Annotated in this window: 8 protein-coding genes; 5 read left to right on the top strand and 3 right to left on the bottom strand. The window is 63.4% G+C overall.

Annotated elements, in window-relative coordinates:
- The 3 genes from BFP90_RS16510 to BFP90_RS16500 all read left to right on the top strand — a co-directional run.
- Positions 1–1,654, top strand: a 1,654-nt coding sequence (locus BFP90_RS16510; protein WP_141688970.1) for an autotransporter outer membrane beta-barrel domain-containing protein, incomplete at its 5' end; no start/stop codon positions are given.
- Between the two features lie 157 nt (positions 1,655–1,811).
- A complete protein-coding gene (locus BFP90_RS16505) occupies positions 1,812–4,931 on the top strand; it encodes an autotransporter domain-containing protein (protein WP_065897430.1) in 3,120 nt (1,039 codons plus the stop codon).
- 178 nt (positions 4,932–5,109) lie between these two features.
- Positions 5,110–6,534 carry a polyurethane esterase gene (locus BFP90_RS16500; protein ID WP_065897428.1) on the top strand — a complete coding sequence of 475 codons (1,425 nt, stop codon included), beginning with the start codon at positions 5,110–5,112 and terminating at the stop codon, positions 6,532–6,534.
- A 146-nt stretch (positions 6,535–6,680) separates the two neighbouring features.
- On the opposite strand, the gene BFP90_RS16495 is transcribed toward BFP90_RS16500, so the two are convergent.
- Complete coding sequence (locus BFP90_RS16495; RefSeq protein ID WP_003191162.1) at positions 6,681–6,905, bottom strand: YgdI/YgdR family lipoprotein; 225 nt, start codon at positions 6,903–6,905, stop codon at positions 6,681–6,683.
- Between the two features lie 188 nt (positions 6,906–7,093).
- On the opposite strand from BFP90_RS16495, the gene BFP90_RS16490 reads away from it, so the two are divergent.
- Entirely contained in the window at positions 7,094–8,740 is a 1,647-nt protein-coding gene (locus tag BFP90_RS16490) for a VRR-NUC domain-containing protein (RefSeq protein WP_065897426.1), read from the top strand.
- On the top strand, positions 8,737–10,995 hold the full coding sequence (locus BFP90_RS16485; RefSeq protein WP_065897424.1) for an ATP-dependent DNA helicase: 2,259 nt from the start codon (positions 8,737–8,739) through the stop codon (positions 10,993–10,995). Before BFP90_RS16490 ends, BFP90_RS16485 begins: the two co-directional genes overlap by 4 nt.
- 169 nt (positions 10,996–11,164) lie before the next feature.
- Here the strand turns inward: BFP90_RS16485 and BFP90_RS16480 are convergent, their stop codons facing one another.
- Together BFP90_RS16480 and BFP90_RS16475 are read right to left on the bottom strand one after the other, a co-directional pair.
- Positions 11,165–12,115 (bottom strand): alpha-E domain-containing protein, encoded by a 951-nt coding sequence (locus tag BFP90_RS16480; protein ID WP_065893115.1) that lies wholly within the window; start codon positions 12,113–12,115, stop codon positions 11,165–11,167.
- Positions 12,116–12,117: 2 nt separating this feature from the next.
- On the bottom strand, positions 12,118–13,527 hold the full coding sequence (locus tag BFP90_RS16475; protein WP_065893116.1) for a circularly permuted type 2 ATP-grasp protein: 1,410 nt from the start codon (positions 13,525–13,527) through the stop codon (positions 12,118–12,120).
- Positions 13,528–13,849 lie beyond the last annotated feature (322 nt).

Here is a 13,849-nt window from a genome sequence, read left to right as displayed (position 1 = left end):
CAGCGCGCGTGATCAGGCGGCGGCGAACCGCGTGTACGAAGGCAGCCTGATCAAATCCGGCGCGGGCAGCCTGGTACTCAGCGGCGACAGCACCTATCGCGGTCCAACCCTGGTCAACGGCGGCCTGCTGGCGGTGAACGGCGCGTTGACCTCGGCCGTAACGGTCAATGACAGCGGCACCCTCGGCGGCTCCGGGCGGATCGGTGCGCTGTCGGTCAACAGCGGCGGGCGCGTGGCGCCGGGTAACTCGGTGGGCACCTTGCAGGTGGCCGGGGATGTGAATCTTGGCGCAGGCTCCACCTATGCAGTGGAACTCACCCCCACCCGCAGCGACCGCATCGTCGCCGGTGGCAAGGCCGTGCTGGGGGGCGGTACCGTCACCCTGGCCCTGGAAAACAGCCCGACGTTATTGAGCCAGAGCCAGGCCCAGAGCCTGATCGGCCGGCAGTATTCGATTATCGAGGCGGCCGGCGGTATCCAGGGCCAGTTCGGCCAGGTGCTGCCGAACTATCTGTTCCTCGGCGGCACGCTGGATTATGCCGCCAACGGTGTGCAACTGGCGGTGGGGCGCAATGACGCCAGCTTCGCCAGCGTCGCCGCCACCCGCAATCAGCGCGCCGTCGCCACGGCCGCCGAGCAGTTGGGGGCCGGCAACCCGGTGTACGAAAGCCTGCTGCAGTCGGACTCGATTGCCACCGCGCGACAGGGCTTGCAGCAACTGTCCGGTGAAATCTACCCGGCCGTGGGCGCAATGTTGATCAACGACAGCCGCCAGTTGCGCGACGCGGTGGGCGAGCGCCTGCGCCATGTGCCGGTGGCCGGTGAACGCAACCTGTGGTTCAAGGCCCTGGGCGCCTGGGGCAAGTCCGACACGCGCGGTGAAACGGCGGGTTCCACCACCTCCCTCGGCGGCTTGCTGGCGGGTGTCGACGGCGCACTGGACGAACAGACCCGCGTCGGTGTGGTCGCCGGCTACAGCGACAGCTCATTGAACATGGGCGGCGGCACCCATTCCTCGGCGTCCATCGACAGCTATCACTTCGGCGCCTATGCCGGGCGTGAGCTGGGCGACTGGCGCCTGAGTGTCGGCGGCGCCTACAGCTGGCATCGCGGCGATGTGAAGCGTGACCTGCAATACGGCGAGGTCAGCGGCAAGCAAAAGACCAAGCTGGAGGCGCGCACCGCCCAGCTGTTCACCGAAGCGGCGTACCGCATTCACCTGCAACCGCTGGCACTGGAACCCTTCGCCAACCTGGCCTACGTGCACCTGGACAGTGACGCGTTCCACGAAAAAGGCGCGGCCGCGGCCCTGGAGCGCGGCGATGACCGACGTGATGCGGTGCTCGGCACCCTTGGCGTGCGCGCACTGAAAACCCTGGCGTTGAACGACCACCAGCAACTGGAACTGTCCGGCTCGCTGGGCTGGCAACACAGCCTGACGGCGGTGGAATCCGAGGAACACCTGGCGTTTGTCGCCGGCGGGCCGTCCTTTGCCGTGCGCAGCGCACCGTTGCTGCGCGACGCGGCGCTGGTAGGACTGCAGGCGAGCCTGGCGCTGAGCCCGTCGACACGGGTCAACCTGGATTACAACGGCCAATTGGGCGGGCGCGAGAAAACCCAGGGCGTGGGGCTGAGCCTGAACTGGCAGTTCTAAAGGAACGCCACAGAACAAATGTGGGAGGGGGCTTGCCCCCGATGAGGGTGGGTCAGCCGGTACATCCGGCGACTGACACTCCGCTATCGGGGGCAAGCCCCCTCCCACAGGGAAAGTGATTCACCTACTGGCAATAAGAAAACTAAGGAAGGTCACCGTGAAAAAACGCAAGTCAGGGTTCACCATTGTCCTCCACACAGGGCCGGGCTATCCGCTCAAGGCGTTGAGCCGCGTGCCATACGGCGCGTTGCTGTGCTGCCTGGCCAGCGGCCTCGCAAGCATGCAAACCGCCCAGGCCGCACCCTATGTGGAAACCGGCAAGCCGGGCGATGCCGCCAGTTGGCGCAGCAACGAGTTCAAGGCCGACTGGGGCCTGGGCGCCGTGCACGCCGACACCGCGTATGCCGCCGGCTACACCGGCAAGGGCGTCAAGCTGGGTATCTTCGACCAGCCGGTGTACGCCCAGCATCCGGAATTCGCCAGCCCGGGCAAAGTGGTGACGATCGTCACCGAGGGCATCCGCCAGTACACCGACCCGTACATCCCGGTGAAGGCCGGTGATGCGTTTCGCTATGACGGCACGCCGTCCCTGGGCTCCAACGGCAAGCTGGGCAACCACGGCACCCATGTCGGCGGCATTGCGGCGGGTAACCGCGACGGCGGGCCGATGCATGGCGTGGCGTTCAACGCGCAAATCATCAGCGCCGAAAACGGCGACCCCGGCCCGGAAGACGGGATCATCCTGGGCAACGATGGCGCGGTGTACAAAGCCGGTTGGGACGCGCTGGTCGCCAGCGGCGCGCGCATTATCAACAACAGCTGGGGCATCGGCATCGGCGATCAGTACGCCAAGGGCGGGCGCGATCCGGCGTTCCCCAACTTCACGGTCAATGACGCCCAGGCGCAGTTCAACAACATCCGGCCGATCCTCGGCACGATTGCCGGTGGTGCCTATCAAGGTGCGATCGACGCGGCCCGCAGCGGTGTACTGACCATCTTTGCCGCCGGTAACGACTACAACCGCAACAACCCGGATGCGATCTCGGGCCTGGCGTATTTCGTGCCGCAGATTGCGCCGAACTGGCTATCGGTGGCGGCCCTGCAGCAGAACCCGGACACCACGAGCGCCAACCCCTACGTGATCAGCACCTTCTCCTCGCGCTGTGGCTATGCGGCGAGTTTCTGCGTAGCGGCGCCGGGTACGAAGATTTTCAGTTCGATCATCAACGGCACCAACCTGGACAACCTCACCAACGACTACGCCAACTTCAACGGCACCTCCATGGCCGCGCCCCATGTGGCCGGCAGTGCGGCGGTGCTGATGGAGCGCTTCCCGTACATGAGTGGCGACCAGATCTCCACGCTGCTCAAGACCACCGCCACCGACCTTGGCGCGCCGGGCATCGACTCGCTGTATGGCTGGGGCATGATCAACCTGGGCAAGGCGATCAACGGCCCAGGGATGTTCGTTACCGCCGAGGATATTCCGGCCGAGTTCCGCATCGACGGCGCCTATGGCAGTGGCCAGTTCGTCGCCGACCTGCCGGGCATTGGCGCGGTGGTGGATGCCGGCAAACCGACCCAGCGCGTGTGCAACGACATCCATTGCGGGCTGGATGTGTGGAGCAATGACATCGCCGGGCATGGCGGCCTGACCAAGCAGGGCGTTGGTACCCTGGTGCTGACCGGCGCCAACACCTACAGTGGCCCGACCCTGGTCAACCAGGGCTTGCTGGCGATCAACGGCTCGCTCACCTCCGACGTGACCGTCAGCCAGAGCGGCGTGGTCGGTGGCTCGGGGCGTATCGGCTCGCTGACCGCCACAAGCGGCGGCACCGTGGCGCCGGGCAACTCCATCGGCACGCTGAACGTAGCGGGCAATGTTACCTTCGATGCAGGCTCGACTTATGCGGTGGAATTGTCGCCCACAAGCAGCGACCGCATCGTCGCCGGCGGCACCGCCACGCTCAATGGCGGTACCGTGACCCTGGCCCTGGAAAACAGCCCGACCTTGCTCAGCGCGACCCAGGCGCAAAGCCTGATCGGTCGCCAGTACAACATCCTGCAAGCGGCGGGCGGTGTCACCGGCCGCTTCGGTGCGGTACTGCCGGACTACCTGTTCATCGGCGGCACGTTGAACTATGCGGCGGGCGGTGTGCAGCTGGATGTGGCTCGCACCAACAGCTTCGCCAGCGTGGCCGCGACGCCGAACCAGCGCGCCGTCGCCGCAGCCGCCGAGCAATTGGGCGCGGGCAACGGCGTGTATGAAAGCCTGCTGCTGGCCCCGACGGCGGCCTCGGCACAGGGCGCGTTCCAGCAACTGAGTGGCGAAGTCTATCCAGCCCTGGAGACTGCATTGGTCAATGACAGCCGCTACGTGCGCGAAGCGGTCGGCGAGCGCCTGCGCAACGGTGAAATGGGCGCGACCAGCCAGGCCATCGACAGCCGTGGCAATGTGTGGGTAAAAGCGCTGGGGGCCTGGGGCAAGACCGACAGCCGCAGCGACACGGCCGGCTACACCACGTCCATCGGCGGCATGCTGGCCGGCGTGGACGGTGCCCTCGACGACGCAACGCGTATCGGCCTGGTGGCCGGCTACAGCGATACGTCGCTGAACATGGGCAGCGACACCCATAGTCGTGCCTCGGTCGACAGTTACCACTTCGGCGCCTATGCCGGGCATGAAATCGGCGCCTGGCGTCTGAGTGGCGGCGCAACCTACAGCTGGCACCGCGCCGATGTGAAGCGTGACCTGCAATACGGCGATGTCAGCGGCAAGCAGAAAGCCAAGGTCGATGCCCACAGCACCCAGGTGTTCACCGAGGCGGCGTACCGCATCAACCTGCAACCCCTGGCGCTTGAGCCGTTCGCCAACCTGGCCTACGTGCACCTGGACACCGACAGCTTCAAAGAGAAGGGCGATGCCGCTGCGCTGAAAAGTGGCGACGACAGCCGCGACCTGGTGCTGAGCACCCTGGGTGTGCGTGCCTTGAAAACCTTCAACGTCAATGATCATCAGCAACTGGAAGTGTCCGGCACCCTGGGCTGGCAGCACAACCTGAGCAGCACGGACGCCGAGCAGCACCTGGCGTTTGCCTCCGGCGGCCCTTCGTTCGCGGTGGAAAGCGCGCCGATGGTGCGCGATGCCGCCCTGGTCGGGGCACGGGTGAGCCTGGCCCTGAGCAAGGATGCGCGGGTGAACTTCGACTACAACGGTTTGCTGGCCAGCAAGGAGAAAGTGCATGGCGTCGGTTTGAGCCTGGACTGGGCGTTCTGATGCGATAAAAACCACTGTAGGAGCGAGCTTGCTCGCGAAAAACTCAAGTGCGGCGCGGTTGTTCAGGTAGAGCGCGTCATCGTTGACGATCTTCGCGAGCAAGCTCGCTCCTACAGGTGGTAATGGACAAAAGGTGTTTTCGCTTTCTCGACAAATCCAACAACAGAGAGGCAGTGCCATGGGTATCTTTGACTATAAAAACCTCGGGACCGAGGGCTCCAAGACGTTGTTCGCCGATGCGATGGCGATCACGCTGTATGCTTATCACAACCTGGATAATGGCTACGCCGTGGGGTATCAGCACAACGGCCTGGGCCTGGGTTTACCGGCCACGCTGGTGCAGGCCCTGCTGGGCAGTACCGATTCCCAAGGGGTCATTCCCGGCATTCCGTGGAACCCGGACTCGGAAAAAGCCGCCCTCGACGCGGTGCAGCAAGCCGGCTGGACGCCGATCAGCGCCAGCAGCCTCGGCTACACCGGCAAGGTCGACGCCCGGGGGACGTTTTTCGGCGAAAAGCCCGGCTACACCACGGCCCAGGTCGAAGTGCTGGGCAAGTACGATGACGCAGGCAAATTGCTGGAAATCGGTATCGGTTTTCGCGGCACGTCCGGGCCGCGGGAACACCTGATCAGCGATTCAATCGGCGATGTCATCAGCGACCTGCTCGCCGCGTTCGGTCCCAAGGACTACGCGAAAAACTACGTCGGCGAAGCCTTCGGCGGCTTGCTCAAGAACGTTGCCGAGTTTGCCGGTGCCCACGGCCTCAGCGGCCAGGATGTGCTGGTCAGCGGTCACAGCCTCGGAGGGCTGGCGGTCAACAGCATGGCCGACTTGAGCGACAGCAAATGGTCGGGCTTCTACAAGGACGCCAACTATGTGGCCTATGCCTCGCCAACCCAGAGTGGCGGTGACAAGGTGCTGAACGTGGGCTACGAAAATGACCCGGTGTTCCGTGCGCTGGATGGCGCATCGTTCAACCTGTCGTCCCTGGGCGTGCACGACAAACCCCATGAGTCCACCACCGACAATATCGTCAGCTTCAACGACCACTACGCGTCATCGCTGTGGAACGTGCTGCCGTTTTCCATCCTCAACCTGCCGACCTGGGTGTCACACTTGCCCACCGGCTACGGCGATGGCATGACGCGCATTCTCGACTCCGGCTTCTATGAGCAGATGACCCGCGACTCCACAGTGATCGTCGCCAATCTGTCCGACCCCGCGCGGGCCACCACCTGGGTGCAAGACCTCAACCGTAATGCCGAGGCGCACAAGGGCGACACATTCATCATCGGCAGTCACGGCGACGACCTGATCCAGGGCGGCAAGGGCGCGGACTTTATCGAGGGCGGCAAAGGCAATGACACGATCCGCGACAGCAGCGGGCATAACACCTTCCTGTTCAGCGGGCACTTTGGCAATGATCGCGTGGTGGGCTACCAGGCGACGGACAAGCTGGTCTTCACGGACGTGCAGGGCAGCGCGGATTATCGCGATCATGCCAAGCTGGTCGGCGGGGATACCGTGATCAGCTTCGGTGCCGACTCGGTGACATTGGTGGGGGTGAGCAGTTTGTCGGGGGAGGGGATAATGATCGGCTGAGTGGGAACACAGTCAAAACTGTGGGAGGGGCGGTGCGACGATTCGACTTGCCCCCGATAGCGGTGGGTCAGCTACCTATAAGCAGGCTGATACACCGCAATCGGGGGCAAGCCCCCTCCCACATTTGATCGGCGTTGACGCCAGGTTTATTTTTCCTTGCGCACCGTCGCCACATCATCGGCCTTGATACGAATACGCTTGCCGGCGATGTCGGTGAATTCGTAGAAGCCGTCGGCGGTCTTGGCGTTGGGTGTGTCCTTGGTCAGATACTGTGTGCCGTTTTGCAACGTGACCACCGTTTGCGTGGAGCAACCGGCCAATACCAGAAAAGTGAGTGCAACCAGCGGAAGACCCAAATTCTTCATGTTCATTACCCTTACCTTTAACCCTGAAAAGTCCCGCAGCGTCTGGCTGCGAGGCATAAATGTTACGCGATCAGCTCCCTCATCTGATCGCTTTTTTTCAAAAAGTTGCAGGCGCCATTTATCTATTACTGATTGCAACAAACCGTTTGCAGCGTCACTCTGTATGCATAACCAGTAGTTGACCGCGTTGTGCCATGAGCCACCCCCTCGAAGACCCCTTGTATTACCTGCACAACTTCCGCCAAGTGCTGATGTGGTTGGAGCAGCGCTATGCCGATCTGCTCGACCCTGACGAATTGCAGTTCATTCAGCAATTCGACAGGTTGCCCCAGGCGTCACAAGCGTTATTGGTGCGCATGGTCATGCGCAAGGGCGTGCATTTTCGTGGGGCAAAGCTCAACTACCTGGAAATCGGCTGTCCGCACGCGGCCATGCAACCACTGCTGGCGTCCGGTTGGGTCGAGGACCAATGCCCGTTGGGCTTTGAAGAGCTGTTCGGCGTGCTGCAAAAAGGCGAGCTGCTCGCGGCGTTCAAGCCCTGGATCGAGCACCCCAGGGGCCGCAAAACCGACTGGCTGGCGCCATTGGCGGCGCAGTTCAATGAAAGCCGCAGCTTCGCCCTTTGGTGCCCCGACCTGCAAGACGTGCTCTACAGCCTGACGGTGATGCCGTTGTGCGACCGCTTGCGCCTGATGTTTTTCGGCAACCTGTATCAGGACTGGTCGGAGTTCGTGCTGGCGGACCTGGGGATCTACACCTACGAGAAGGTCGCGTTCTGCGCCGAGTCCCGAGGGTTGCGCAGCCGCGCCGACGTCGAGGGCTTCTTGTTCCTGCACCAGTGCCAGCAGGCTTTCGAGGCGGGCCAGGCGCTGGAAACGGTGTTGGCGCACATCGCCACGCTGCACACCGACAACCCCTGGCTGGAAAAACGCCGCGCCAAACTGCTGTTCCAGATCGGCCAATACTGCGAGCGCAGCGCTGAGTTGAGCGTGGCCGAGCAGATCTATCGTGGCTGCGCCTATCCCGGCGCGCGTGCGCGGCTGATCCGCGTGCTGGAGCGCCAGGAGGCCTATGCACAGGCCCTGGCATTGGCCGTGGCGGCGCAACAGGCACCGCAAAGCGCCGCCGAGCAGCAACACCTGCTGCGCGTAGTGCCACGTCTGCGGCGCAAGCTGGGTGAACCCAAAGTGTCCAAGGCCAAGCCGCGAGCCGTCACGCGCCTGGACCTGGCACTGACGCCGCCGCAACCGCTGATGTCGGTGGAATATTGTGTGCAGGCCCACCTGAGCGAGCCGGACGCGCCGGTGCATTACGTGGAAAACGGCCTGATCAATTCGCTGTTCGGCCTGCTGTGCTGGGACGTGATCTTCGCGCCGCTGCCGGGCGCGTTTTTCCACCCGTTCCAGCGCGGGCCTGCCGACTTGCACAGTGAGGACTTTCATCAGCGCCGAACCGAGTTGTTCAGCACGTGCTTTGAGCAACTGCGGGACGAGCGCTACAAGACCACCATCCGCCAGCGCTACGTGGACAAGTGGGGCATTCAATCGCCCTTTGTGTTCTGGAACCTGCTCAGCGAAGAGCTGCTGGAGCAGGCCCTGACGTGCCTGCCGGCCGAACACTTGCGCTACTGGTTCGAGCGGCTGCTGCTGGATATCCGCGCCAACCGCACCGGAATGCCCGACCTGATCCAGTTCTGGCCGGCGCAGAAAACCTACCGCATGATCGAGGTCAAGGGCCCTGGCGACCGCCTGCAGGACAACCAACTGCGCTGGCTGGAGTTCTGCGGCGAGTACCAGATGCCGGTCACGGTCTGCTATGTGCGCTGGGCAGAGCCCGCTTGAGCTACAGCGTCGCGGTGCGCGCGTTGTGCGAATTCACCGCCAAGGTCGGTGACCTGGACCTGCGCTTTACCCCGTCGCCCAGTGCCCAGGAAGGCATCGTCGGCCATCGCACGGTGGCGTCGCGGCGCAGCGCGCATTACCAGAACGAAGTCGCGCTCGAGGGCGAGTACGAGCAACTCAAGGTGCGGGGCAGGGCGGACGGCTATGACCCGGACAACAACCGCCTCGAAGAGGTAAAAACCTATCGCGGCGACCTTAAGGCCCAGCCGGCCAACCATCGGCAATTGCATTGGGCCCAGGTCAAGGTCTATGGCTGGCTGATGTGCCAGAAGCTGGGGCTCGATGAGATCGAGCTGGCGCTGGTGTATTTCGATATCGTCGGCGAGGGCGAGACCCTGCTCAAGCAGCGCGTTGCCGCGCCGGACCTGGAGCGCTTCTTCAACCAGCAATGCGCGCTGTTTCTCGACTGGGCCCACCAGCAGATGCAACACCGTGAGGCGCGCAACCGTGACGCGCAAGGCCTGGCGTTTCCCCATGCCGAGTTTCGCAGCGGCCAGCGTTCGCTGGCCGAATCGGTGTACAAGGCGGTCAGCACCGGCCGTTGCCTGATGGCCCAGGCGCCGACCGGCATCGGCAAGACCGTCGGCACGCTGTTTCCGATGCTCAAGGCCCTGGCGCCGCAGCAGTTGGACAAGGTGTTTTTCCTCACCGCCAAGACCCCGGGCCGCAAGCTGGCGCTGGATGCCGCCCAGGTCCTTTACGACAGCAGCCCCGAGCTGTCCCTGCAGGTGCTGGAACTGGTGGCCCGGGACAAGGCCTGCGAGCACCTGGACAAAGCCTGCCACGGCGACTCGTGCCCGCTGGCCAGGGGCTTTTACGATCGCTTGCCCGCCGCCCGCCAGGCGGCAGCCAGGGTGCGGCTGCTCGATCAGCGTCACCTGCGGGAGGTGGCCCTGGCCCACGACGTCTGCCCGTATTACCTGAGCCAGGAAATGGCGCGCTGGACCGACGTGGTGGTTGCCGACTACAACTACTATTTCGACTTCGGCGCCATGCTCTTCGGGCTTGCGCAGCTCAATCAGTGGCGCGTCGCGGTGCTGGTCGACGAGGCGCATAATCTGGTCGAGCGCGCGCGTTCGATGTACAGCGCCAGCCTCGACCAGTACAGCCTCAAGACGCTGCGCGACAGCGCCCCCGAGCCGTTGAAAAAGCCCTTGCAGCGCCTGAACCGTGAGTGGAATGCGCTGCACAAGGACCAACTGGCGCCGTATCAGGCATACGCGGCCAAACCCGACAAGCTGCTCCAGGCCCTGAGCCAGTGTGCCAGCGCCATGGGCGAGTATTTCAACGACCATCCCGAAGCCCTCAGTGGCGACTTGCAGGCCTTTTACTTCGAGGCGCTGCAATTTAACAAGGTGGCCGAGCTGTTCAATGAACACTTCATCTTCGATATCAGCAAACGCCAGTTCAGCGCCAAGCGCAGCAGCTCGACCCTGTGCCTGCGCAACGTGGTGCCGGCCGAGTTCATCCGCCCCAGGTTGACGGCCGCGCGCAGCAGCGTGCTGTTCTCCGCGACCCTCAGCCCGCGCCACTACTACGCCGACTTGCTCGGGTTGCCGCCGGACACCGCCTGGGTTGACGTCGAATCGCCGTTCAAGGCCGAGCAACTGCAGGTGAGCATCGTCGACCGCATCTCCACGCGGTTCGTGCACCGCCAGGCGTCGCTGGAACCCATCGTGGAACTGATCGCCCGGCAGTTCGCCACGCAGCCGGGCAACTACCTGGCGTTTTTCTCCAGCTTCGATTACCTGCAACAAGTCGCGCAGCTGCTGGCCGAGCGGCACCCGCAGATTGCGCTGTGGCTGCAGTCGCGGGGCATGGCCGAAGCTGAACGCCAGGCCTTTCTGGACCAGTTCACCCCGCACAGCCAGGGCGTGGGGTTTGCGGTACTGGGTGGCGCCTTTGGCGAAGGCATCGACTTGCCCGGTGCGCGCCTGATCGGCGCGTTCATCGCCACCCTGGGCCTGCCGCAGCTCAACCCGGTGAATGAACAGATGAAAGCGCGCATGGGCGCGATCTTCGGCGCGGGCTATGACTACACCTATTTGTATCCCGGTATCCAGAAAGTGGTGCAGGCGGCGGGGAGGGTGATCCGCAGTCAACATGATCGGGGTGTGGTGATGTTGATCGATGATCGCTTCGGTGAGGCGCGGGTGAGGCAGTTGCTGCCCAAATGGTGGTCGCCAACGACCTGAGGGACTCACCGCCATTCAAATGTGGGAGGGCTTGCCCTGATACCCGCTGTAGGAGCGAGCTTGCTCGCGAAAAACTCACAGGCACCGCGTTCATTCAGGAAGCACGCGTTATCGTTGACGTTTTTCGCGAGCAAGCTCGCTCCTACAGACGGCGGTACTGGGTTGAGTGTCAGACCACTTCCAGGTAGGAGCTTTGTATCGCCCGCGCCAGTTCGCGCACGGTGTCGATGAAGTCGGTCAGCCGGGTGTGCAGCCCGTCTTCCAGAATCTCATCGATCCCGGTGTACCGCAGGCGCGCCTCGAATTCGGCGGCCAGGCGCTGCGCCGTGCGGCCGTAACTGCCGGGCAGGTCGGCGAGGATGTGGCTCAGTTCCTCGATGCACGCATGCAGTGAGCGCGGCACGTCGCTGCGCAACAGCAGCAGCTCGGACACCGAACGGGCGTTCAAGGCATTCGGGTACAGCTCGGTATAGGCTTCGAACGAGGACAGCGCGCGCAACAGGGCGCTCCACTGGTAATAGCCGCGTGCCGACACGTCGCTGACTTCTTCGGACTCTTCACCAAACATCTCATAGCGCGCATCCAGCAGGCGCAGGGTGTTGTCCGCACGTTCGACGAAGGTGCCCAGGCGAATGAATCGGTAGGCGTCATTGCGCATGATGGTGCCGGAGGTTGCGCCGCGAAACAGGTGCGAGCGTTGCTTGACCCAGTCACAGAAATGGCTGATGCCATGCCGCGCCAGGCCGCCGGCGGCGATGCTGCGCATTTCCAGCCAGGTGGCGTTGAGGTTTTCCCACATGTCGGCGGTGATGCGTCCGCGCACGGCATGGGCATTGCCCCTGGCAGCGCGCAGGCAGTTGTAGATACTGGCCGGGTTTTCTTCATCCAGGGCGAAAAAGTGCAGCATGCGCCCGGCGTCCAGTTGCTGATGGCGCTCAAGGTAACTGTCCAACGTGCCGCTGCTGAGCAGCGACATCGCCAGTTCATCGAGCCCATCGCTGCGCCCGGCCTGGGGCATCAACGACAGCGAATAACTGACTTCCAGCATGCGCGCCAGGTTCTCGGCGCGCTCAAGATAGCGGGACATCCAATACAGATCTGCGGCGGTTCTACTCAACATACTCAGCCCTCCACCACCCAGGTGTCCTTGGTTCCGCCGCCTTGCGACGAGTTGACGATCAGCGAGCCTTCCTTGAGCGCTACACGGGTCAGGCCGCCGGGCACCAGGCGGGTTTCCTTGCCCGAGAGCACGAACGGGCGCAGGTCGATATGCCGCGGCGCGATGCCGTTTTCGACGAAGGTCGGGCAGGTGGACAGGCTCAGGGTCGGTTGCGCGATATAGGCATGGGGACGCGCCTTGATGCGCTGGCGAAAGTCCTCGATCTCGGCAGCGCTGGACGCCGGGCCCACCAGCATGCCGTAGCCGCCCGAGCCCTGGGTTTCCTTGACCACCAGTTGCGCAAGGTTGGCCAGCACATGGGACAGTTCATCCGGCTTGCGGCACTGGAAGGTCGGGACGTTCTGCAGGATGGGTTCTTCATCCAGGTAAAAACGGATCATGGCCGGCACATAGGGGTAGATCGACTTGTCGTCGGCCACGCCGGTGCCGATGGCGTTGGCCAGTACCACGTTGCCCGCGCAATAGGCGGCCACCAGGCCGGGCACGCCGAGCATCGAGTCGGGGTTGAACGCCTGCGGGTCGAGGAAGGCGTCATCGATGCGCCGGTAGATCACATCAACCGCCTTGGGGCCGTCGGTGGTGCGCATGAATACCTTGAGTTCGTGCACGAACAGGTCGGCGCCTTCCACCAGCTCCACGCCCATTTCCCGAGCCAGGAAGGCATGCTCGAAGAAGGCGCTGTTGAAGCGCCCCGGGGTGAGGACCACCACGTTGGGGTTGTCCAGGCGGCTGGCGCTTTTCAGGGTCTTGAGCAGCAGGTTGGGGTAGTGGTCCACCGGCGCGATGCGCTGCCTGGCGAACACTTCCGGGAACAGGCGCATCATCATCTTGCGGTCTTCGAGCATGTAGCTGACGCCGCTGGGGGTGCGCAGGTTGTCTTCGAGTACGTAGTAGGTGCCGTCGCCGTCGCGCACCAGGTCGACGCCGGAGATGTGCGAGTAAATGTCGCGGTGCAGGTCCAGCCCGACCATCGACTTCTGATAGCCCTCATTGCCCAGCACCTGGTCTGCCGGGATGATGCCGGCCTTGATGATGCGCTGGTCGTGGTAGATATCGGCGAGAAACATGTTCAACGCGGTGACCCGCTGGATACAGCCGCGCTCGATCACGCTCCATTCGCTGGCGGGAATGCTGCGCGGGATGATGTCGAAGGGGATCAGGCGTTCGGTGTCTTGCTCGTCGCCGTACAGGGTGAAGGTGATCCCGGCGCGGTGGAACAGCAAATCCGCTTCACGGCGACGCTGGGCCAGCAGTTCCGGCGGCGTATTGGCCAGCCAGCGGGAGAAATCCTGATAATGCGCACGGCAGGCGCCGTCTGCATCATTCATTTCATCGAAGAAAGATCGAGCCATTCCAGTACCTTGTCAGTGCCCAGCCTTGCTTGGTTGGCAGCTTGCTTGGGTGGCACTGCCGCTAAAAACGCTTTTCTTATGAGCCTGTGGCTAAGGGTGCCAACAGGCCTGGTCCTTACTTTCTTATGGAGTCGGCTCTGGGTCGGGGGGTAACGAATGCTCCTGTTTACCGGCGGATGAATGGATTAAGCAAGGCTTGTGCCGGAAACGGCAGTCACTACCGGTAAATCCTCTGTAGGAGCGAGCTTGCTCGCGAAGAACGCACGGGTAATGGGTTCAAGCAGACTGGCGCGTCATTGTTGACGATCTTCGCGAGCAAGCT

The sequence above is a fragment of the Pseudomonas sp. 24 E 13 genome (assembly GCF_900004715.1).
In the GTDB taxonomy this organism is placed as follows: Bacteria; Pseudomonadota; Gammaproteobacteria; order Pseudomonadales; family Pseudomonadaceae; genus Aquipseudomonas; species Aquipseudomonas orientalis_A.
The sequence above is the reverse complement of the archived record's forward strand: the minus strand, read 5'-3'. Positions and strand labels throughout refer to the sequence as shown.